Genomic DNA, 21,200 nt, shown 5'->3' with positions numbered 1-21,200 from the left:
ATGAATACCGCATTTCGCAAAAACTTGCCAGGCACCCAGCTAGACTACTTCGATGCGCGCACCGCTGTCGATGCGATCCAGCCAGGCGCCTGGGCCAAACTCCCGTACACTTCGCGTGTGCTGGCGGAAAATCTGGTGCGCCGCTGCGACCCGGCCACCCTCAATGCCTCGCTGTCGCAGCTGATTGAACGCAAGCGCGATCTTGACTTCCCGTGGTTCCCGGCGCGCGTGGTGTGCCACGACATTCTCGGCCAGACTGCGCTGGTGGACCTGGCTGGCCTGCGCGACGCCATCGCGCAGCAGGGCGGCGATCCGGCGCTGGTCAATCCGGTGGTGCCGACGCAACTGGTGGTGGACCACTCGCTGGCAGTGGAATGCGGCGGCTTCGATCCGGACGCTTTCGACAAGAACCGTGCCATCGAAGAGCGCCGTAATGAGGACCGCTTCGACTTCATCAACTGGACCAAGAAGGCGTTCAGGAACGTTGACGTGATCCCGCCGGGGAACGGCATCCTGCACCAGATTAATCTGGAGCGCATGTCGCCGGTGATACAGGCCGTGGACGGCGTTGCCTTCCCGGATACGCTGGTCGGCACCGACTCGCATACGCCCATGGTGGATGCGCTGGGCGTAATCGCCATCGGTGTCGGCGGACTGGAGGCGGAGAGCGTCATGCTGGGCCGCGCATCGTGGATGCGGCTGCCGGACATCATCGGCGTGGAGCTGAGCGGCAAGCCGCAGCCTGGCATTACGGCCACCGACATCGTGCTGGCGCTGACCGAATTCTTGCGCAAGCAGAAGGTGGTGTCGTCTTATCTGGAGTTCTACGGCGAAGGCGCCGCGCACCTGACCTTGGGCGACCGCGCCACCATTTCCAATATGGCGCCGGAATACGGTTCCACCGCAGCGATGTTCTACATCGACGAGCAGACCATCAAATATCTCAAGCTGACTGGCCGCGATGACGAAACGGTCAAGCTGGTCGAGACCTACGCCAAACAGACCGGCCTGTGGGGCGATGCGCTGGTGGGCGCGGAATATGAGCGCGTGCTGACATTTGACCTGTCCACAGTGGTGCGCAACATCGCCGGTCCATCGAATCCACACAACCGCGTGGCGACCTCCGACCTGGCTGCGCGTGGGATCAGCGGCGTGGTGGAAAACGTGCCTGGCCTGATGCCGGATGGCGCCTGCATCATCGCTGCCATCACCAGCTGCACCAACACCAATAATCCGCGCAATATGATCGCGGCCGGCCTGCTGGCCCGCAACGCCAACGCGCGCGGCCTGACGCGCAAGCCGTGGGTGAAGTCGTCGCTGGCGCCAGGCTCCAAGACCGTCACGCTCTACCTCGAAGAAGCTGGTTTGATGCCCGAGCTGGAAAAGCTGGGCTTTGGCGTGGTGGCCTATGCCTGCACTTCCTGCAACGGCATGTCCGGCGCGCTCGATCCGGTGATTCAGAAAGAAGTGGTGGAGCGCGACCTGTACGCCACAGCTGTCCTGTCGGGCAACCGCAACTTCGATGGCCGCATCCACCCGTACGCCAAGCAGGCTTTCCTGGCCTCGCCGCCGCTGGTGGTGGCGTACGCGATTGCCGGCACGATCCGTTTCGATATCGAGAAAGACGTGCTGGGCCACGACGCCAATGGCCAACCGGTGACGCTGAAAGACATCTGGCCATCGGACGAAGAAATCGATGCCATTGTCGCCAGCGCGGTCAAGCCGGAGCAGTTCCGCAAGGTCTACATCCCGATGTTCACGCGCGAGGCCGATGACGGCGCCATTGTCAGCCCGCTGTACGACTGGCGTCCGCAGACCACCTATATCCGCCGTCCGCCGTACTGGGAAGGCGCGCTGGCCGGTGAGCGCACGCTGCGTGGCATGCGTCCGCTGGCGGTCCTTGGGGATAACATCACCACCGACCACCTGTCGCCATCCAACGCCATCATGATGGATTCCGCCGCTGGCGAATACCTGCACAAAATGGGCCTGCCGGAAGAGGACTTCAATTCCTACGCCACCCATCGCGGCGATCACCTGACCGCGCAACGCGCCACCTTCGCCAATCCAACCCTGAAAAACGAGATGGTGCGCGACGCCGAAGGCAAAGTGCAAGCCGGTTCGCTGGCGCGCGTTGAGCCGGAAGGCCAAGTGCTGCGCATGTGGGAAGCGATCGAAACCTATATGGAGCGCAAGCAGCCGCTGATGATTGTGGCCGGCGCCGATTACGGCCAGGGCTCGTCGCGCGACTGGGCGGCCAAGGGCGTGCGCCTCGCTGGCGTGGAAGCGATTGTGGCCGAAGGCTTTGAACGCATCCACCGCACCAATCTGGTCGGCATGGGCGTGCTGCCGCTGGAGTTCCAGCAGGGCGTGAACCGCCTCACGCTGGGCCTCGATGGCACGGAAACCTATGACGTGATTGGCGAGCGCAAGCCGCGCGCCACGCTGACGCTGGTGATCCATCGCCGTAATGGTGCACGCATGGACGTACCGGTGACCTGCCGTCTGGATACGGCGGAAGAAGTATCGATCTACGAAGCGGGCGGCGTGCTGCAACGCTTCGCGCAGGACTTCCTTGAATCCGCAAAGGCCGCATGATGGTGCACAAACCGCAAATCAAAATCCCCGCCACCTATATGCGTGGCGGCACCAGCAAGGGGGTGTTCTTCCGCCTGCAGGATCTGCCGGAGGCGGCGCAGCTGCCGGGCGCCGCGCGCGACCAGTTGCTGCTGCGCGTGATCGGCAGTCCGGATCCTTACGGCAAGCAGATCGACGGCATGGGCGGCGCCACCTCCAGCACCAGCAAAACGGTGATCCTGGCGAAGAGTACGCGCGCCGGTCATGATGTGGACTATCTGTTCGGCCAGGTGTCGATCGACAAGGCCTTCGTAGACTGGAGCGGCAACTGCGGCAACCTGTCCGCAGCGGTGGGCGCGTTTGCCATCAGCGGCGGCCTGGTTGACCCGGCCCGCGTGCCAAGCGATGGCATGGCGGTGGTGCGGGTATGGCAGGCCAATATCGGCAAAACCATCATCGCGCACATCCCGATGAACAACGGCGAGGTACAGGAAACCGGCGACTTCGAACTGGATGGTGTTACCTTTCCGGCGGCCGAAGTGCAGCTGGAGTTCATGAACCCTGCGGCGGAAGAAGAGGGCGCGGGCGGATCGATGTTCCCAACCGGGCAACTGGTTGATGACCTGGAGGTGCCCGGCGTCGGCACGCTGAAGGCGACCATGATCAATGCCGGCATCCCGACCATCTTCATCAATGCGGAAGCCATCGGCTATAGCGGAACTGAACTGCAGGACGCCATCAACGGCGACGCCAAGGCGCTGGCGATGTTTGAAACCATCCGCGCGCATGGCGCGCTGCGCATGGGGCTGATCCAGGACCTGAACGAAGCGGCCACGCGGCAGCATACGCCGAAGGTGGCCTTCGTGGCGCCGCCCAAGTCCTACGCCGCATCCAGCGGCAAGCCGGTGGCGGCGGAGGATATCGACCTGCTGGTGCGCGCGCTCTCGATGGGCAAGCTGCACCACGCCATGATGGGCACCGCAGCGGTGGCCATCGGCACGGCGGCGGCGATACCTGGCACGCTGGTCAACCTGGCGGCGGGCGGCGGCGAACGCAATGCGGTGCGCTTCGGCCATCCGTCCGGCACCTTGCGTGTCGGCGCGGAAGCCGTGCGGCAAAACGGAGAATGGAGCGTGACAAAAGCGGTAATGAGCCGCAGCGCGCGGGTACTGATGGAAGGCTGGGTGCGCATCCCCGCCTGAGTTGGCACAATATTGGAGGAGACATGAAGTACGCTGATTTTTATCAGCGCTCTATCGTCGCGCCTGAGCAATTCTGGCAGGACGAAGCTGCGCTTATCGATTGGAATACGCCGTTCACCCAGGTACTGGATTATTCCCGACCGCCGTTCGCCCGCTGGTTCATTGGCGGCAAGACCAACCTGTGCCACAACGCGGTGGACCGGTGGTGCGCCACGCAAGGCGACAAGCCTGCGCTGATCGCCATCTCCACCGAAACCAATACGGAGCGCAGCTACTCTTTCAACGAACTGCATGTGGAAGTCCAGCGCTGGGCGGCGATGATGCAATCGCTGGGGGTGCGCAAGGGCGAGCGCGTGCTGATCTACATGCCGATGATCGCCGAGGCGGCGTTTGCCATGCTGGCCTGTGCACGCATCGGCGCGGTGCATTCGGTGGTATTCGGCGGCTTTGCCGCCAATAGCCTGGCCAGCCGCATCGATGACGCCAAACCGGTGCTGATCGTCTCCGCCGATGCCGGCTCGCGCAACGGCAAGCCGATTCCTTACAAACCATTGCTGGATGAAGCCATCAATCTGTCTTCGGCTAAACCGCAGCGCGTGCTGCTGGTGGATCGCGGCCTGGCGCCGATGAACCGTGTGGATGGGCGCGACGTCGATTATGCCGCGCTGAGCGCCGCGCACCTGGCTGCGCAGGTGCCGGTCACATGGCTGGAGTCGAACCAGCCGTCCTATATTCTGTACACGTCCGGCACCACCGGCAAACCGAAAGGCGTGCAGCGCGATGTGGGCGGCTATGCGGTGGCGCTGGCAGCATCGATGCAGCATAACTTCTGCGGAAAGGCTGGCGAGACCTTCTTCGCCACCTCGGACATCGGCTGGGTAGTGGGGCACTCGTACATCGTCTATGGTCCGCTGATCGCGGGCATGGCGACCATTATGTATGAGGGACTGCCTATCTGTCCTGATCCCGGCATCTGGTGGAGCATTGTCGAAAAATACCAGGTCACGCGCATGTTCTCTGCGCCGACCGCCATCCGCGTGCTGCGCAAACAAGCGCCGGAGTTCATGCGCCGGCACGACAAGTCGTCGCTGAAGGCACTGTATCTGGCCGGCGAGCCGCTGGATGAAACGACATCAAGCTGGATCGCGGCGGAACTCGGCGTACCAATCATCGATAACTACTGGCAGACCGAAACCGGCTGGCCCATCCTGTCGATTGCGAAGGGTGTTGAAGATGTGCCGACGCGCCTCGGCAGTCCGGGCGTGGCGATGTACGGCTACAAGGTCCGGCTGATCAATGAGTCCACCGGCGAGGAATGTGGCGCCGGCGACAAGGGCGTGGTAACGATCGAGGGCCCGCTGCCTCCCGGCTGCATGCAGACGGTGTACGGCGACGACCAGCGCTTTGTCGATACCTATTGGACGCAGCACGGCGGCCGCATGCTGTATTCCACTTTCGATTGGGGTGTGCGCGATGCGGACGGCTACTACTTTATTCTCGGCCGCACCGATGATGTGATCAACGTTGCTGGCCACCGCTTGGGCACGCGCGAGATAGAAGAGTCGATCACCAGCCATCCGAATGTGTCGGAAGTGGCGGTGGTGGGTGTGGAAGACAAGATCAAGGGACAGGTTGCGGTGGCGTTTGCAATTTTGAAGGACGCCAGCGCCGGCACGCTGGAACAGGATGTGATGGCGGTCGTGGACCGGCAGCTCGGTGCGGTGGCGCGGCCGGCGCGTGTGTACTTCGTTACGCAGCTGCCCAAAACGCGCTCTGGCAAATTGCTGCGCCGCTCGATACAGGCGATCTGCGAAGGCCGCAATCCCGGCGACCTGACATCGATCGAAGATCCCGCATCGCTACAGCAAATTCAGCGTGCACTGTTGTAAGCCAGTGGTAAGGCTGATCTCCTATTCTGTGTTTAAGCTCTGATAGAAGAGCATCAATAATGGAGACACACAATGCACGACGACCTCGTACAACAACTCAAGCGCGACCCCAATTACCATAAACTGGTAAAGTCGCGCTCCCGCTTTGGCTGGATGCTGACCGCTGCGATGCTGGTGGTTTATTACGGCTACATCCTGCTGATCGCCTTCGATAAAGAATTCCTCGCCACCAAAACCGGTGACGGCGTCATGACCTGGGGCATGCCGATTGGCCTGTTCGTCATCCTCTTCACGGTGCTGATCACCGGCGTGTATGTACGCCGCGCCAACAGCCAGTACGATGAACTGACCCAAGCCATCCACGACAAGGTGAAAGCATGAGCATCTTGAAAAAACTGATGGCGCCAGCACTGCTGGCCGCATGCGGCGCAGCCCTGGCTGCCGGTGGCGATCTGGGCCAGGCCACCAAACAGGCGACCAACTGGACCGCGATCACCATGTTCGGCGTGTTCGTTGTGTTCACGCTGTACATCACCAAATGGGCGGCCGCGAAAACGCGTTCCGCTGCCGACTTCTACACCGCTGGCGGCGGCATCACCGGCTTCCAGAACGGCCTGGCGATTGCCGGCGACTTCATGTCGGCGGCTTCCTTCCTCGGTATTTCCGCGTCGGTGTTCCTGAACGGTTACGATGGCCTGATCTACGCCATCGGCTTCCTGGTCGGCTGGCCGATCATCACCTTCCTGATGGCGGAGCGCCTGCGCAATCTGGGCCGCTTCACCTTTGCCGACGTGGCAGCGTACCGCTTCAAGCAGGCGCCGATCCGCATCTTCTCGGCCTCCGGCACGCTGGTGGTGGTGGCTTTTTACCTGATCGCGCAGATGGTAGGTGCGGGCCAGCTGATCAAACTGCTGTTTGGCCTGGAATACTGGATCGCCGTGGTATTGGTTGGCACGCTGATGATGATCTATGTGCTGTTCGGCGGCATGACCGCCACTACCTGGGTGCAGATCATCAAGGCCGTGATGCTGCTGGGCGGCGCAAGCTTCATGGCGATTGCCGTGCTGGCGCAGTTCAACTTCAGCCCTGAGGCGCTGTTTGCCAAATCGGTGGAGCTGCACGCAAACAAAGAGGCCATCATGGGCCCAGGCACCTTCATCAAAGACCCTGTGTCTGCGATCTCGTTCGGCATGGCGCTGATGTTTGGCACCGCCGGCCTGCCGCACATCCTGATGCGCTTCTTCACCGTCCCAAGCGCGAAAGAAGCGCGCAAGTCGGTGTTCTGGGCTACTACCTGGATCGCTTACTTCTACGTGCTGACTTTCATCATCGGCTTCGGCGCCATTGTCCTGGTGAGCACCAATCCGGAGTTCAAGGACGCTGCTGGCAAGCTCCTGGGCGGTAATAATATGGCTGCGGTGCACCTGGCCAAAGCGGTTGGCGGCAACGTCTTCCTGGGCTTTATCTCGGCTGTGGCTTTCGCCACCATTCTGGCCGTGGTTGCGGGCCTGACGCTGTCCGGTGCTTCGGCCGTGTCTCACGACCTGTACGCCACTGTGATCGCCAAAGGCCAGGCCAGCGGTGCGAGCGAACTGCGCGTATCGAAGATCACCACCATCGCACTGGGCATTATCGCCGTGGTGCTGGGCATCGCGTTCGAGAAGCAGAACATTGCCTTCATGGTGTCGCTGGCGTTCGCGATTGCTGCGTCGGCCAACTTCCCGGTGCTGTTCATGTCGGTACTGTGGAAGGACTGCACCACGCGCGGCGCCACCATCGGCGGCTTTATCGGCCTGACGCTGGCGCTGGTGATGACGGTGCTGTCGAAGTCGGTGTGGGTGGACGTGCTGGGTCACGCGGAAGCGCTGTTCCCTTACGCTTCGCCAGCGATCTTCTCGATGCCTGCCGCCTTTGCCGGTATCTGGATCTTCTCGCTGCTGGACCGCAGCCCACGCGCACGCATCGACCGCGCTGGCTACGAAGCGCAGGAAATGCGTTCCGAAACCGGCATCGGTGCTGCAGGCGCTAGCGCACACTGATCTAAATAGCAAGGTATGACCATGACAATGCCCGGTTCGCCGGGCATTGTCGTTTTTAGGTACGCGAGACAAGCACTTTAATAGCGATTGCTGCGGAATGTGGTTTATTATCAGCCAACTATGTTGCCCAGGTATCGCGTATCTACTCATCCGGAGTTCGTTGCCGAAGCGCTGTCGCTGGTCGGCGTGCCCGCCTGCGCCTGTAGCGCGGACGGCACGGTATTCGCTGTGAACGCCGAGTTGGCGGCCTTGCTGGATGTCGATCCGTGCGGCCGGCCGGTGGGCGATCTGTTCGCGCGCCATGTACGCGCCGCCAGCCTGACCAGCCTGGAGAACGCTCAGCGCTGGGAAAGCTGCGTGGTGTGCGCCGACGGCCGCTATCTGTCGGTGCAGGCCTGGAGCAAGCCGCTGCCGGACGACGGCGTTACCATCGTCTTCCACGACATCACCGAAGTGCAGCGCGATCAGCGCGCCTTGCGTAAAACGCTGCTGGAGCAGCAGGCCATTCTGGAGAATGCGGCGGTCGGCATTTTGTTCAGCAAGGAAGGCGTCATCCAGGAGTGCAATATCCGCTGCGCCGAGATGCTGGGCTATAGCCGCCAGGAGCTGGAGGGCGCGCAGACGCTGATCGCCTATCCGGACGAAGCGGCCTACTTCAAGCTGGGACAGGACGCCGGGCCGCTGCTGGCGCAAGGCCAGTCCTTTACCGCCGAAATCCAGCTGCGCCGCAAGGATGGCGCCTTGTTCTGGGCGCGGCTGTATGGCCGCGCCGTCGATCCTCTGCACAACGCCGAAGGCACGGTGTGGATCATGGAGGACATCAACGCGCTGCGGCTGGACGACGAAAAACTACAGCGCATGCTGCTGGAGCAGAAAGCCATTCTGGACAACGCTTCGGTTGGCATCCTGTTCACCAAGTCGCAGGTCATGATGAGCTGTAATGTGCGCATGGCGGAGATGTTCGGCTATGCGCCTGGCGAGATGGAAGGGCAGCCGTCGTCGATGGTGTTCCAGTCGCCAGAGTCGTATGCGGCGTTTGGCCGCGAGGCCGCGCCGCTGCTGGGCGCCGGCCAGCCATTTGAAAAGCCGGCCTGGCAGTTCAAGCGCAAGGATGGCAGCATGTTCTGGTGCCGTGTGCGCGCCAACGCCGTGGACTTCGAACATCGCGGCGGCGGCACCATCTGGATACTGGAAGATGTGACCGAATCGCTGCAGACGCAAATGGAGGTCGAGGCGATCATGACCAATGCCTCGATGAGCATCCTGTTCACCAAGAACCGCCTCATCACCCGTTATAACCGTGGCTTTGCCGAGATGTTCCGCTACGACGAAACATCCGGCCTGGGCCTGCCGGGGAGGGCGCTGTATCCGTCGCAGCAGGCGTATGAGCAGCTTGGCGCCGAAGCCTATCCCTTCCTCTCCATTGGCCGGCCGTTCCAGACCGAGATCGAAATGCGCCGCTCCGACGATACGATCTTGTGGGCGCAGTTGATCGGCTACGTGGTCAATCCGGATGACCCGTCGCAAGGCACGATCTGGGTCATCGAAGACCGCAGCGAGCAGAAGCGCGCCGAGGAGGCATTGCGCAACGCGCTGCTGGAGAATCAGGCCATTCTGGATAGCGCGGTGCTGGGCATCTCGGTGGTGGAGAATGGCCGCAACCTGCGCTGCAACCGCAAGATGGAAGAACTCTTCGGCTACGCGCCCGGCGAAATGAACCACCTTAGCGTGCAAGCCTTCTACGCGGGCAAAGATGCGTGGGATCGCGCGCGCGCCGAGACCCAGCGCGATTTTGAGGCAGGCCGTGTCAACGTGTCCGAATATGAGCTGGTGCGCAAGGACGGCAGCACTTTCTGGGGGCGCTTGTCGGGCCGGCCATTCGATCTGGCGCAGGCGCGCGGCCGCTCGGTGTGGCTGGTGGACGATATCACCACGCGGCGCGAAGCGGCGGAAGCGGTGGCCCGCGCGCGTGATGAACTGGAACTGCGGGTGCAGGAGCGCACCGCCGAACTGGCCGGCGCCAATGCACAGCTACAGGGCGAGATCGTCGAGCGCCGTCAGGCCGAAGCGCGCGTGCATCATATGGCGTATCACGACAGCCTGACCGGCCTGCCGAATCGCGCGCTGCTGTCGGACCGGCTGGACCGTGCCATGCTGGCCGCGCAGCGCTCGGAACGCAAGCTGGCGGTGATGTTCATCGACCTTGACCGCTTCAAGACCATCAATGATTCGCTGGGCCATATGACGGGCGACCAGTTGCTGAAGGAAGTCGCCGGCCGCCTGTGCCGCGCGGTGCGCGCCAGCGACACCGTGGCGCGTCTCGGCGGCGATGAGTTCGTGGTGCTGGTGCCGGGCATCCGCACGCCTGATGAATCAAGCCAGGTGGCGGAGAAAATCATCGACGCCTTGTCGGAGTGCTTCCCGCTGGAGGGACGCAACCTGCACATCACGCCATCGATCGGCATCACCGTCTATCCGGACGATGGCGGCGATGTCGAGACGCTGATGCGCAATGCGGATGGCGCGATGTACCATGCCAAGGCCAGCGGCCGCAATAACTACCAGTTCTTCAAGGAGGCGATGAACCTGTCGGCGTCGCGCCACTTTGAATTGGAGACCAGCCTGCGCGGCGCGCTGGCAGCGAATGAGTTTGAGCTGTTCTTCCAGCCGATCATGGACATCGGCACGCGCCGCCTGCATGCGATGGAAGTACTGCTGCGCTGGCGGCGCGGCGGCACTGAGCTGATTACACCGGACCAGTTCATCCCCATCATCGAGGAAAACGGCATGATCGTGCCGATCGGCGAATGGGTGATACGCCAGGCCTGCCGGCAAAGCATGGCGTGGCAAAGCCAGGGCATGCTGCCGGTGCCGCTGGCGGTCAACCTGTCGCCGCGCCAGTTCATGCACCGCGGACTGGTGGCATCGATCCGCGACATCCTCGACGAAACCGGCATCGATCCGGCGCTGATCGAATTCGAGATCACGGAAACAGCATTGATGCAGCACGGCGAGCAGACGCTGGAAATCCTCGGGCACATCAACGCCATGGGCATTCGCCTGTCGATTGACGATTTCGGCACCGGCTATTCGTCGCTGGCTTATCTGAAGCGCTTCCCGGTCCGGAAGATCAAGATTGACCGTGCTTTCATTAAAGACCTGGAGGAGAGCGCGGAAGACCGCGCCATTGTGGCGGCGATCATCGCGCTGTCCGACAGCTTGCAGCTGTCGGTGGTGGCAGAGGGCGTCGAGACGGAAGGACAGTACGCGCTATTACAGCGTCACGGCTGCCAGTTCGCGCAAGGTTATCTGTTCTCGCAGCCGGTGCCGCATACGACGGCCCAGCTGCTGCTGCCACGCACTTAGTACATCAGGCGAAAGTAGCGATCACCGGCGTGTGGTCGGACGGCTGTTCCCATTTGCGCGGCACACGGTCGATGACGCAGGCCGTGCAGCGCTGCTTGAGCGCGTCGGACAGCAGCAGGTGGTCGATGCGCAAGCCTTTGTTCAGGCGGAAGCCGAGGCCGCGATAGTCCCACCAGCTGAAGGATTTTTCCGGCTGATCGAACATGCGGAAGGCGTCGGTCAGGCCGAGGTCCAGCAGACGCTTGAGCTGCGCGCGTTCTTCCGGCGACACATGCACCATGCCTTCCCATGCGGCCGGGTCGTGTACATCGCGGTCTTCCGGCGCGATGTTGTAGTCACCCACCACCGCCAGTTGCGGATACTGCGCCGCCTGTTCCTTGATCCAGTCGTGGAAGGCGTTCAGCCACGCCATCTTGTATTCAAATTTGTCCGCTCCCACTGCCTGGCCGTTCGGCACATAGGCGCACACCACGCGCACGCCATCGATGGTGCCGGCGATGATGCGTTGTTGCGGGTCTTCAAATTTCGGGTTGTTCTTGACGATATCGTGGATAGGCAGCCGCGAGATGATGGCCACGCCGTTATAGGTTTTCTGGCCGGTGTAAGCGACGTGATAGCCCGCAGCCTCCAGTTCTGCCAGGGGAAACTTGTCGTCAGTCAATTTTGTTTCTTGAATAGCTAGCACATCTGTTGGATTTTCTTCTAGCCACTTTATAACGTGCGGCAGTCTTACGTTCAAAGAGTTAACATTCCACGTAGCTATTTTCATATCATGCTTTCATGCGTTAGTTCTGGGTGGCTTGCATCTTACAGCATTCCGATTTAACACATATCCTTACCATCTTGTAAAGCTGAATGAAAAAACATGAAAAACCCTTCCTTAAGCGGGGTGCCAAGGCCTAAAATGTTACGTAAGGTGTGAAATGAAAAAATAATTGCCAATACTGTCTCGTTGTTGTCAGAATATAACTGGCAACCAAGACAAAGTGGGGAGATTAGAAATATACTAGGGTAAAAGGACAGGAAAACTTGTGTTTCCGTTTGGCAACCATGATGGCGAAATCTGCGTATCTTTGTGTTGAAATAGCGCAATAAATGATACTATACGGAAATTACTTACGGGTTTTTATAGTGAATTGCGCGTAGCGCATTTGCAAAGGAATAAAAAATGCGAACTGCATTTGAGGCATGGGCACAACGCGACGGTCATATTGTCCGCCGCCGTGAAGACAAGCCAGAGGAGTATCTGGTCTTCGAAACGCAACGCCGCTGGGTGATCTGGCAGGCCGCGCTGGAACACGGCAAAACCGCCGGCGCGCGCAAAACCGCTGCGCAAAAGGAAGCCGCAGCCGCTGAGAAGCGCTCCGTGCAACGTCCGCCTGCAATCAACGCGGACGAGGCGGCGGTGCGCAACCAGGTGCTGAACGAAGTGCTGGATGCTTTCTCGTCGCTGGGCGGTGAGCGCGGCATGGACGACATCCTGAAAGTCGTGCAAGGCTTGAAGAAAAAGCAGGACGAACAGGTTGAAGTGCCGGTGATTGCGAAAGCAGCGGCAGCACGCCAGAACGCCTGATGCGCAAGGCGTAAAGTGCAAGGCTTTACGCCGCTTGATTAAGCAAATAAAACCGCCATTGGGCTGGTACACTCGTCTGTATCTTTATTCCAGAGACAGACTATGTATCTCCGTCCCGCTGCTGCGGTTGCGCTGCTTGCCTCGCTGGCAGGCTGCGCGTCCCTGACTGAATCCACCGAACAAAACGTGCTGGTGCAGACCGTGCTCGATCACCGCGAGATCGCCGGGGTCGGCTGCGTGCTGTACAACGACATGGGCAAATGGTTTGTCACCACCCCGGCGCGCGTAACCCTGCGCAAGAGCGCCGGCCCGCTGCGCATTGATTGCCAGAAGCAAGGCAAGGGCTGGGCTTACGAGAAGGTGGAGTCTCGCGTGGATGGCAATCTGTGGGGAAATCTGGTGCTGACGGCTGGCCTGGGTACCATCGTCGACCGGAATACTGGGGCGGGCTATGACTATCCGTCGATACTGACGGTGGTCATGCGCCCTGCCCAGGAAAAAGAAGACGGGCCAGCGCCGGCAGCCGGCGTGACCCTGTTCTGATTAGTTTGAGCGCTTAGTTCGAACGACCAATCAGGAAGTTCGACAGCAGCGGCACCGGACGGCCGGTTGCGCCTTTCGCGCCGCCCGATTTCCACGCGGTGCCTGCGATATCCAGGTGCGCCCAGGTGTACTTGCGAGTGAAGTTTTCCAGGAAGGCCGCTGCCGTGCACGATGCGCCGCCCGGCGTGCCGATGTTGGCCAGGTCGGCGAAGTTGGACTTCAACTGCTCGTTGTACTCTTCGCCGATCGGCAGACGCCATGCGGTGTCGCTGGCGTTTTTACCGGCAGCCATGATCTCGTCGGCCAGCTTGTTGTGGGCGTCGTCATCACGTGTGAACAGGCCGCTCTTATGGTGGCCCAGCGCGACGATGCAGGCGCCGGTCAGCGTGGCGATGTCGATCACTGCGGCCGGATTGAAGCGTTCGGCGTAGGTCAGCGCGTCGCACAAGACCAGGCGGCCTTCGGCGTCGGTATTCAGGATTTCGATGGTCAGGCCATTCATCGAGGTGACGATGTCGCCCGGCTTGGTGGCGCGGCCGGATGGCATGTTCTCGCACGCAGCGATCACGCCGATCACGTTCAGCTTCAGGTTCATTTCGCCGATGGCGCGGAAGGTGCCCAGCACCGATGCCGCGCCGCCCATGTCGTACTTCATCTCGTCCATGCCCGGACCGGCTTTCAGCGAAATGCCGCCGGTGTCAAAGGTGATGCCTTTACCGACCAGCACCACCGGCGCATCCTTGGCCTTGCCGCCCATGTGCTTGAGGATGATGAATTTAGGTGGCTGCTCGCTGCCGTTGGTGACCGACAGGAAGCTGTTCATCTTCAGTGCTTCCAGCTGTTTGCGGTCCAGCACTTCCACGTCGAACTTGTAGTCCTTGCCCAATTTTTTGGCAACGTTGGCCAGGTGGGTCGGGGTGCAGACGTTGGCCGAGGTGTTGCCCAGTTCCTTGGTCAGGTCCATGCCGTTGGCGATGGCCACGGCTTGTGCCAGCGCGACCTTGGTGGCGGCGTTGCCTGGCACTGCCAGCGCGATCTTCTTGACGCCGGCGGCGGCCGGATCTTTCTTGCTCTTCTGGCTATCGGTGCGGAATACCGACTCGTGGGCGCTCTGCACCACGCAGCGGATCGCCCAATTGGCGTCACGCTCTTTCACTTCGGTCATCGGCAATGCGATAATAGCGTCGCTGGTGCCCAGGGTGGAGAATGCTTTCAAGGCCGCAGTCACGCCGCTGGCGAAGCTTTTTTCGCTGACAGCGTCGTCGCTGCCCAGACCGACCAGCAGCACGCGCTCGGCGGCGGCGCCTTTCAGGCCGCGCAGCAGCAGGGTGGCGCCGGCTTTGCCGGTAATGTCGCCGGACTTGAGCGCAGCCGTGATTTCACCAGCGCCATCCAGCGCCTTGGCGGCTTGCGACAGCTTTTTGTTTTCGAAGACCGCGACGGCGATGACGCCGGCTTTGGCCGTAGCGATGGTGTTTTTTGTGTCGAATGCTTTTATGCTAAAGTCCATTTGATTCTCCGTGTCGTGTACGTACTTAAAACTTGTGGTCCCGTATAGTCTGTATATATGGGCCAAACTACCGAATTATAATCTTCAATGATCTTTCAACGCGCCCTACGACGTGAAATGGCCAATACGGCCGGCGCCTCTTTCACGGTGCTGTTCAGTATCTGCGTGACCTGGGCCCTGATTGCAGTCCTCGGCCGGGCAGCCGGCGGCAAGGTGGCTTCCGGCGACGTGGTTGCGCTGATCGCTTTCGCAACGCTGAATTATCTGCCAACTATCATCATCCTCACCAGCTTTATTTCGGTGCTGATGGTGGTGACGCGGACCTATCGCGACTCCGAGATGGTGGTGTGGTTTGCCTCCGGCTTGTCGCTGACGCGCTGGATCGTGCCGGTGCTGACGTTCGGCCTGCCGCTGGTGATATTGACCGGCGTGCTGAGTTTCGTCGCCACGCCGTGGGCCAAGCAGAAAAGCGCGGAATATGTCGAGCGCTTTGAAAAGCGCGAAGACCTGCAGAAAGTCTCGCCGGGCCAGTTCAAGGAATCGGCGTCGGCCAATCGCATCTTCTTCGTCGAAGGCGTGGCCGGCAAGACGGCCGTGGTGCAGAACGTCTTCGTCAACACCGTTGATGATCGCGGCACCGCCGTTATCGTCGCGCGCGAGGGCGTGATCAACACCGGACCAAAGGGAGAGCGCTACCTGGTGCTGAAGAACGGCCGCCGCTACCAGGGCACGCCGGGCCAGGCGGACTTCCAGACCATGGAGTTCGAAAGCTATAGCATGCGGGTGACCAGCCAGACCCAGGATCTGGAGGAAGATAAAGATACCGACTCGATTCCCACCATGCGCCTGTTCGCCGACGACAGCAATGACGCCCGCGCCGAACTGCTGTGGCGCATATCGTCGCCGCTGACTTGCCTGGTGCTGATGCTGCTGGCGATTCCGCTGGGCTTCGTCAATCCGCGCGCCGGCAGCTCGGCCAACCTGATCATCGCCTTGCTGATCTTCTTCAGCTATAACAACTTCGTCAAGCTGCTGGAGTCCAGTGTGCGGCAAGGGAAATTCCTCTTTGCGCTGTCCTGGTGGCCGCTGCACGTCGCCGCCGCGCTGACCGTGTTCGCGCTGTTTGCCTGGCGCCTGAACCTGAATCACCGCTACCACCCGCTGGCCTTGCTGGCGGCGTATAAACGTTCGCGCAACGGCGCGGGCCAGAAAGCAGTCTCGCAATGAAAATCCTGCAACGCTATTTCGCAGTCTCGATACTGCAAGCTGTCGCCTTTGTGCTGGTGGCCTTCCTGGCGCTGCAAGCCTTTATGGACTTGACCGGCGAACTGCCGAAGATCAGCAAGAACGGCGTCGGCGCGCAATATGCCTTCTTCTACGTACTGGTGCAGCTGCCCGGCCACGTCTACGAAGTCATGCCGATTGCGGCGCTGATCGGCACCATCTACACGATGGCGCAGTTTGCGGCGACCTCGGAATTCACCATCATGCGCGCGTCCAGCATGTCGACCGGCATGGTGGCGTGGATGCTGGCCAAGGTCGGCGTGGTATTGGTGATCATTACCTTCCTGGTGGGCGAGTTGGTGGTGCCGCGCACCGCGCCGCTGGCGGAGAAATTCAAGCTGACCTCGCGCGGTACGACGATTTCGACCGAATTCCGTTCCGGCCTGTGGACCAAGGATATCGTCAAGTCGGAAGGCATGACCGGCACGGTGACCGGTTCGCGTTTCTTCAACGTCAAGGAAGTGCGTCCGGACGGCACGCTGAAGGATGTGAAGCTGTATGAGTTCGACACCAGCTTCCGCCTGCGCTCGATCACGCAGGCCAAGACCGGCACCTTCCAGGGCAATAACAAGTGGCAGCTGCAGGAGGTGACGGAAAACATCTTCACCAATCCGGAGCTGCTCAAGCCCGGCATTGAAGCCAACCTGGCCAATAACTACGCGCTGGAGTCCAGCATGATCGAAACTCGCCGCAGCGCGACCAAGGATCTGCTGTCGGAGATTACACCGCGCATCCTGTCGGTGTCGCGTTCCGATCCGGAGCGCATGTCGGCGGTGGAGCTGGCGGTGTACACCCGCCACCTGATCGAGAACAAGCAGGAAACCGAGCGCTTCAAGATCGCCTTCTGGAAGAAGCTGCTCGATCCGCTGGCGATTTTCGTGCTGATGGCGCTGGCGCTGCCGTTCGGTTATCTGCACACGCGTAGCGGCGGCGTCAGCCTGAAGATTTTTCTCGGCATCATGCTGGGCGTGAGCTTCCTGCTGGTGAACACGCTGTTTGCGCACCTTGGCTTGCTCAGCACCTGGCCGGCCTTCCTGACGGCGATTGCACCTAGCCTGCTGTTCATGTTGCTGGCGCTAGGCGCCTTATGGTGGGTGGAGCGACATTAGATGAGCAAACGTGCATTGATCCTGTTCGCGCACGGCGCCCGCTCGGCGTCGTGGGCCGCACCGTTCGAGCGGCTGCGCGATCTGACCCAGTCCCGCGAGCCTGAAGTGCGCGTGGAGCTGGCCTTTCTGGAGCTGATGTCGCCGCGCCTGCCGGACGTGGTGTCGGCGCTGGTGGCGGGCAGCATTACCGACATCACCGTGGTGCCGGTGTTCCTGGGGCAGGGCGGCCATGTGCTGCGCGATCTGCCGCTGATGCTGGACGAACTGCGTGCCGCCTATCCGCAAGCCGCCATCAAGGTGGTGGAGGCGGCCGGCGAAAATGCGGCGGTGCTGCGGGCGCTGTCCGACTACTGCGTCAGCGCCTTATCTCAGACGGCGCCACACTGACAGCGGCACATGCCCGTCCGGCCGCGCCGGCACGCGGTAGCTTAGTTCATCGCCTTTCAACGCATAGCGGCGCTCCTGCCGCGTGCCCTCCCAGTTGGCAAAGGCGGCGCTTTCGATGATGAAGGTCAGCGTGCGCGATGGCTCGTCAATGGCGAGTCTGCCGAAATGCGTGCTTGATCCTTCAACCGCAGCGCGGAACTCCTGCGCCGTGCCGCTCTTTTTGTCGCCACCGCTGAAGCGCGGCCTGCCTTGCTGGTAAATTTGCACCGTGTAGCGGCCGTCGCTGTCGATCATCATCAGACCGCTGGGCTGGACGCCGAAATCGGCTTCACGTGTGCCATCCGGCAGCAATCGGTCGGCGGCCACCAGTTCCCAGGTGCCTGCCAAAGGGAAGGGCCGGGCCGCCAGCGCGGCCTGGTGGGCGGGCACCCACATCATCAGGCAAAACAAACGGTTTAACAGTTTCATCGCATCTCCTTTCAAATAAAGACACGATAGGGGCGAACTGGCCTGAGCAAAATTAGCAAAACCTGCGCGGAATGTGTGCATAATTGCACAATGAGCCAACCAAACTGGGACGACCTGCGCTTCTTCCTTGCCCTGCACGATGCCGGCACGCTGTCCGGCGCCGCGCGCGCGGCCGGCGTCGAGCACACCACCGTGGCGCGCCGCATCGACGCGCTGGAGGACAAGCTGGGCGTCAAGCTGTTCGACCGCTTCCCGAAAGGCTGGTCGCTGACCGCGGCTGGCAAGGCGCTGGCGCCGCACGCGCGCAAGATGGAGGAAAGTCTGCACGGCCTGCTGCGCGAGGCCAGCGGCGGCGCCACGGCGCTGAGCGGCAAGGTGCGTGTGTCGGCGCCGCCGGCGGTGACCGCGTGGGTGCTGGCGCCCGGATTGCAGCCGGCGCTGCATAAGCTGCCGGGCATTGAGATTGACCTGCGTGCCGAGTTGCGCGTGACCGATCTGATGCGGCGCGAATCGGATATTGCCATCCGCTATAACCGTCCCACCTCGCCGGGATTGGCAGTGCGCAGCCTGGCGACGGTGACGTATCAGCTGTGCGCCAGCGAAGCGTACCTTGCAACGCGCGCACCGGAGCAGTGGGAATTCCTCGGCTACGACGAACTGCTACAGCACACGCCGCAGCATGAATGGTTGGAGAAGGTGCGCGGCGCACGTCGCTACTGTTTGCGCTCCAACGATCTGGGTACGCTGTATCAGGCGGCGCTGGCCGGTAGCGGTGTGGCGGTGCTGCCGGATTACTTCCCGGACGGTTCGCTGGTGCGCGTTGAGGCGCCGGTGTGCCCGGTCAAGCGCAAGCTGTGGATCGTCATGCATGAAGATGTGCGCCGTGCCGCGCCGGTGCGCGCCGTGGCCGACGAGATTATTGCGCTGATGACGGCCTGAGCGCCACCTCAGTCCCAGGCGCGTGCGGCCGAGCGGTGCGCGGTCCAGGTAAAGCCGATGCCGGCCGAGAGGCCGCTGTTTTTACGGAACAGCGGGCTTTCGCGATTGGCCGCATGGCTCAGATTATCGTAGCGGGCAAAGCCGAAGATGCGCCAGTCCGGGGACAGGCGGCGTGACAGGCTGAGGCCCAGCCGTGTCATCATCAGGCCGCCGCTGGCCTGGTACTGCGGCCGCGTCGCGGTGACATATTGCGGCGCGACTTCATAGAAATACTGGTTGAGCTTTGTATTGCCATACACGGCGCCGATATTGGCGTCGGCGGTCCACTTGCCGTCATCGGCGGCGGTTTCAAACACCAGGCGCGGCTCAAACACCAGGCCCTGACGCTCAAAGCCATTGCGCAGTTCCAGCGGTAGCCGCAACGGCAGTTCCAGGCGCGCGTGATCGGCCAATTGCACTTTCAGGCGCGGACCGAATTCCAGCAGCGAGTTCAGATCGGGCATGCCGGCGCGTGCGCCAGTGTCTTTGGAGCGCGCGGGCAGCGACAGCGCGAAGCCGATATCCAGTTCGACCCGCTCGGTGTTGATCAGCCGCGCGCCGATGCCGGAGCGGTCGGCGCGCAGGATCTTGCCGCGGTAGATCAGCATCGGCAGCACCAGCGCGCGGGTGGAGCGGTCTTCCGCGCCGGGATAGGCGGGCGTGGTGGCGGCGCCACCGAATACGCCAGCTTCCCACAGCGGCAGGCCAGGCGCAGGCGTGGCTTCCTGCGACTGCGCCACGGCAGCCAGCGTCAAACATGCGATACCGAAGCAGGCGCGGATGGTCATGGGTTTTATTTGCGGGGAATGATTTTGACTTCGTAGATTTTCGGCCACAGCTTGCCGGTGACGAACAGGCGCTTTTTCTCGGCGTCATAGGCGATGCCGTTCATGACGTTCTCGCCGTTCGGGCCTTTGCCCGCGTCGGGATAGAGTTTGCCGAAGTCGATCCAGCCGATGATCTTGCCGGTGGCCTGGTCGATGCGGGCGATGGTGTTGGTGTGCCAGATGTTGGCGAAGATTTCGCCATCCACCACTTCCAGTTCATTCAACTGATCAACAGCGATGCCGTCCGCTGTCACTTTGACGCGGCGCACTTCCAGAAAGGTCCTGGGATCGAGGAAGCGCAGCGTGGCGCTGCCGTCGCTGAGCACCAGCTCCTTGCCGGTGTGCGCCAAGCCCCAGCCTTCGCCCGGATAGGAGAACTGGCTTTTCAGCTCAAAGCTTTTCAGGTCGAAGACAAAGCCGGTCTGGCTTTGCCAGGTGATGCTGACCAGCGTGTCGCCCGAAGCGGTCAGGCCCTCGCCGAAATACTGTGGCGGGATATCCTTGCTTTGCAAGACCTTGCCGCTGGCCAGATCGACCTTGCGGATCGATGATTTGCCGTTCAAGCCGGTGCTCTCGTACAGGAAGCCGTCGCGGTACAGCAGGCCTTGCGTAAAAGCCTGTGCATCGTGAGGATAGCTGCGCACCACCTTGTAATCATAGGTAGGCACGGCCGCATAAGCGGCGGCTGGCAGCAGGGCGGAGAGAAGGAGGGCTTGAGCGTAAATCTTGTTCACTATGCAGTCACCGAATTTTGGAGTTCAACCATGGCGTCCAGCGTGCTGCCAGGAACATCCAGCTCCGCTTGCACGCAGGCGCGCGCTTCCGGCGCCTGCACCAGGTCGACGGCTTGCTGGCGCGCGATCGCCGCTGCCGCAGTATCGCCGCAGCCGTTCAGCAAGTCCAGTACCAATGCGACTTCGGTGGTGTAGTTGAAGACATCGGCCAGCAGTTCGGCCATGCCTTCGGTGGTCAGCACATTGACGCGGCTCTTGAGTTCATTCAGCTGCATTGCGGCCAGTGCCAGATGCTGTTCCGGCTGCGGCAGGTAGCGGCGCGCCAGCGCGTAGTCGCCGCAAGCCATCACCGACGGCAGGGCTTCGCGTGCATGCTGCTGCGCCCGCGCTTCCGGCATGCGCTCGAACAGATGGTAGGTATTCTGCAAGTCGCCCAGCTTGTCGTTGATGATGCGGATATCGTGGAACAAGCCAGGATCGACAGGCAGTTGCGCGGCGAGGCGGTCGCGCTCTTCGACCAGCGCGCGGCGCGCCGGAATGTATTCTTCCGCCAGCTTGGCCCAGGCGGCCAGCACGTAGGACAGGCGCAGCGAGGCTGTCTCCGGATCTTTTGCGGTGGCGTCGAACAGCGCGATGTATTCCTGCAGGGCCGGCTCAAATTCGCCGGCGGAGTGGGCGTTCCAGGCGCTTTCCAGTCGTTGAACAGTGTCCATT

18 protein-coding genes are annotated in these 21,200 nt (G+C 61.6%); 12 read left to right on the top strand and 6 right to left on the bottom strand.

What is annotated here, in order from left to right:
* The 6 genes from acnD (at position 1) to KW842_RS09145 (ending at position 11,073) form a co-directional block, all read left to right on the top strand.
* Positions 1-2,598 (top strand): Fe/S-dependent 2-methylisocitrate dehydratase AcnD, encoded by a 2,598-nt coding sequence (gene acnD, locus KW842_RS09170; RefSeq protein ID WP_218303800.1) that lies wholly within the window; start codon positions 1-3, stop codon positions 2,596-2,598.
* Positions 2,598-3,779: a 2-methylaconitate cis-trans isomerase PrpF gene (prpF, locus tag KW842_RS09165; protein ID WP_218304258.1), complete on the top strand. Its 1,182-nt coding sequence runs from the start codon at positions 2,598-2,600 to the stop codon at positions 3,777-3,779. Before acnD ends, prpF begins: the two co-directional genes overlap by 1 nt.
* A gap of 23 nt (positions 3,780-3,802) precedes the next feature.
* A complete protein-coding gene (locus KW842_RS09160; RefSeq protein ID WP_218303799.1) occupies positions 3,803-5,668 on the top strand; it encodes a propionate--CoA ligase in 1,866 nt (621 codons plus the stop codon).
* A 72-nt stretch (positions 5,669-5,740) separates the two neighbouring features.
* A complete protein-coding gene (locus tag KW842_RS09155; RefSeq protein ID WP_218303798.1) occupies positions 5,741-6,049 on the top strand; it encodes a DUF485 domain-containing protein in 309 nt (102 codons plus the stop codon).
* Positions 6,046-7,707 (top strand): cation acetate symporter, encoded by a 1,662-nt coding sequence (locus KW842_RS09150; protein WP_218303797.1) that lies wholly within the window; start codon positions 6,046-6,048, stop codon positions 7,705-7,707. Before KW842_RS09155 ends, KW842_RS09150 begins: the two co-directional genes overlap by 4 nt.
* Positions 7,708-7,827: 120 nt before the next feature.
* The gene (locus tag KW842_RS09145; RefSeq protein ID WP_218303796.1) at positions 7,828-11,073 is read left to right on the top strand and encodes a bifunctional diguanylate cyclase/phosphodiesterase; all 3,246 of its coding nucleotides are present in this window, start codon (positions 7,828-7,830) and stop codon (positions 11,071-11,073) included.
* A gap of 4 nt (positions 11,074-11,077) precedes the next feature.
* Here the strand turns inward: KW842_RS09145 and xth are convergent, their stop codons facing one another.
* Entirely contained in the window at positions 11,078-11,842 is a 765-nt protein-coding gene (xth, locus tag KW842_RS09140; RefSeq protein WP_218303795.1) for an exodeoxyribonuclease III, read from the bottom strand.
* 399 nt (positions 11,843-12,241) lie between these two features.
* Here xth and KW842_RS09135 point away from each other — a divergent pair, with 399 nt between their 5' ends.
* Together KW842_RS09135 and KW842_RS09130 are read left to right on the top strand one after the other, a co-directional pair.
* Complete coding sequence (locus tag KW842_RS09135; protein WP_218303794.1) at positions 12,242-12,646, top strand: hypothetical protein; 405 nt, start codon at positions 12,242-12,244, stop codon at positions 12,644-12,646.
* Between the two features lie 102 nt (positions 12,647-12,748).
* Positions 12,749-13,189 carry a hypothetical protein gene (locus tag KW842_RS09130; RefSeq protein ID WP_218303793.1) on the top strand — a complete coding sequence of 147 codons (441 nt, stop codon included), beginning with the start codon at positions 12,749-12,751 and terminating at the stop codon, positions 13,187-13,189.
* Positions 13,190-13,202: 13 nt separating this feature from the next.
* Here the strand turns inward: KW842_RS09130 and KW842_RS09125 are convergent, their stop codons facing one another.
* Positions 13,203-14,699 carry a leucyl aminopeptidase gene (locus tag KW842_RS09125; RefSeq protein ID WP_218303792.1) on the bottom strand — a complete coding sequence of 499 codons (1,497 nt, stop codon included), beginning with the start codon at positions 14,697-14,699 and terminating at the stop codon, positions 13,203-13,205.
* Between the two features lie 117 nt (positions 14,700-14,816).
* On the opposite strand from KW842_RS09125, the gene lptF reads away from it, so the two are divergent.
* Genes lptF through KW842_RS09110 form a run of 3 tightly spaced genes read left to right on the top strand, consistent with a single transcriptional unit; the run spans position 14,817 to position 17,479 of the window.
* The gene (gene lptF / locus KW842_RS09120) at positions 14,817-15,926 is read left to right on the top strand and encodes an LPS export ABC transporter permease LptF (RefSeq protein WP_229223594.1); all 1,110 of its coding nucleotides are present in this window, start codon (positions 14,817-14,819) and stop codon (positions 15,924-15,926) included.
* Complete coding sequence (lptG, locus tag KW842_RS09115) at positions 15,923-17,092, top strand: LPS export ABC transporter permease LptG (protein WP_218303790.1); 1,170 nt, start codon at positions 15,923-15,925, stop codon at positions 17,090-17,092. The genes lptF and lptG overlap by 4 nt, the downstream gene beginning before the upstream one ends.
* Complete coding sequence (locus KW842_RS09110; RefSeq protein ID WP_218303789.1) at positions 17,093-17,479, top strand: sirohydrochlorin chelatase; 387 nt, start codon at positions 17,093-17,095, stop codon at positions 17,477-17,479.
* On the opposite strand, the gene KW842_RS09105 is transcribed toward KW842_RS09110, so the two are convergent.
* A complete protein-coding gene (locus KW842_RS09105; RefSeq protein ID WP_218303788.1) occupies positions 17,456-17,947 on the bottom strand; it encodes a lipocalin-like domain-containing protein in 492 nt (163 codons plus the stop codon). The two genes, KW842_RS09110 and KW842_RS09105, sit on opposite strands and share 24 nt — an antisense overlap.
* 90 nt (positions 17,948-18,037) lie before the next feature.
* Between KW842_RS09105 and KW842_RS09100 the strand changes: the two genes are divergently transcribed.
* Positions 18,038-18,886: a LysR family transcriptional regulator gene (locus KW842_RS09100; RefSeq protein ID WP_218303787.1), complete on the top strand. Its 849-nt coding sequence runs from the start codon at positions 18,038-18,040 to the stop codon at positions 18,884-18,886.
* Positions 18,887-18,894: 8 nt separating this feature from the next.
* Here the strand turns inward: KW842_RS09100 and KW842_RS09095 are convergent, their stop codons facing one another.
* The 3 genes from KW842_RS09095 to KW842_RS09085 are packed head-to-tail and all read right to left on the bottom strand — an operon-like array spanning position 18,895 to position 21,199.
* Positions 18,895-19,713 carry a MipA/OmpV family protein gene (locus KW842_RS09095; RefSeq protein WP_218303786.1) on the bottom strand — a complete coding sequence of 273 codons (819 nt, stop codon included), beginning with the start codon at positions 19,711-19,713 and terminating at the stop codon, positions 18,895-18,897.
* 5 nt (positions 19,714-19,718) lie between these two features.
* Entirely contained in the window at positions 19,719-20,486 is a 768-nt protein-coding gene (locus KW842_RS09090; RefSeq protein WP_218303785.1) for a glutaminyl-peptide cyclotransferase, read from the bottom strand.
* Entirely contained in the window at positions 20,486-21,199 is a 714-nt protein-coding gene (locus KW842_RS09085) for a hypothetical protein (RefSeq protein ID WP_218303784.1), read from the bottom strand. Before KW842_RS09085 ends, KW842_RS09090 begins: the two co-directional genes overlap by 1 nt.
* Position 21,200 lies beyond the last annotated feature (1 nt).

It is taken from the genome of Duganella sp. sic0402 (genome assembly GCF_019219065.1).
Classification (GTDB): domain Bacteria; phylum Pseudomonadota; class Gammaproteobacteria; order Burkholderiales; family Burkholderiaceae_D; genus Rugamonas.
Note: the sequence above shows the minus strand (reverse complement) of the source record. Positions and strands in the feature narration are given on the sequence as shown.

Excerpts from the sequence above, each read along its gene's own strand:
- KW842_RS09085 (WP_218303784.1), bottom strand. The coding sequence starts at position 21,199 with ATGGACACTGTTCAACGACTGGAAAGCGCCTGGAACGCCCACTCCGCC.
- xth (WP_218303795.1), bottom strand. The coding sequence starts at position 11,842 with ATGAAAATAGCTACGTGGAATGTTAACTCTTTGAACGTAAGACTGCCG.
- KW842_RS09155 (WP_218303798.1), top strand. The coding sequence starts at position 5,741 with ATGCACGACGACCTCGTACAACAACTCAAGCGCGACCCCAATTACCAT.
- KW842_RS09110 (WP_218303789.1), top strand. The coding sequence starts at position 17,093 with ATGAGCAAACGTGCATTGATCCTGTTCGCGCACGGCGCCCGCTCGGCG.
- KW842_RS09130 (WP_218303793.1), top strand. The coding sequence starts at position 12,749 with ATGTATCTCCGTCCCGCTGCTGCGGTTGCGCTGCTTGCCTCGCTGGCA.
- KW842_RS09150 (WP_218303797.1), top strand. The coding sequence starts at position 6,046 with ATGAGCATCTTGAAAAAACTGATGGCGCCAGCACTGCTGGCCGCATGC.
- lptG (WP_218303790.1), top strand. The coding sequence starts at position 15,923 with ATGAAAATCCTGCAACGCTATTTCGCAGTCTCGATACTGCAAGCTGTC.
- KW842_RS09125 (WP_218303792.1), bottom strand. The coding sequence starts at position 14,699 with ATGGACTTTAGCATAAAAGCATTCGACACAAAAAACACCATCGCTACG.
- KW842_RS09135 (WP_218303794.1), top strand. The coding sequence starts at position 12,242 with ATGCGAACTGCATTTGAGGCATGGGCACAACGCGACGGTCATATTGTC.
- KW842_RS09145 (WP_218303796.1), top strand. The coding sequence starts at position 7,828 with ATGTTGCCCAGGTATCGCGTATCTACTCATCCGGAGTTCGTTGCCGAA.
- prpF (WP_218304258.1), top strand. The coding sequence starts at position 2,598 with ATGGTGCACAAACCGCAAATCAAAATCCCCGCCACCTATATGCGTGGC.
- KW842_RS09105 (WP_218303788.1), bottom strand. The coding sequence starts at position 17,947 with ATGAAACTGTTAAACCGTTTGTTTTGCCTGATGATGTGGGTGCCCGCC.
- KW842_RS09095 (WP_218303786.1), bottom strand. The coding sequence starts at position 19,713 with ATGACCATCCGCGCCTGCTTCGGTATCGCATGTTTGACGCTGGCTGCC.
- KW842_RS09160 (WP_218303799.1), top strand. The coding sequence starts at position 3,803 with ATGAAGTACGCTGATTTTTATCAGCGCTCTATCGTCGCGCCTGAGCAA.
- lptF (WP_229223594.1), top strand. The coding sequence starts at position 14,817 with ATGGCCAATACGGCCGGCGCCTCTTTCACGGTGCTGTTCAGTATCTGC.
- acnD (WP_218303800.1), top strand. The coding sequence starts at position 1 with ATGAATACCGCATTTCGCAAAAACTTGCCAGGCACCCAGCTAGACTAC.
- KW842_RS09100 (WP_218303787.1), top strand. The coding sequence starts at position 18,038 with ATGAGCCAACCAAACTGGGACGACCTGCGCTTCTTCCTTGCCCTGCAC.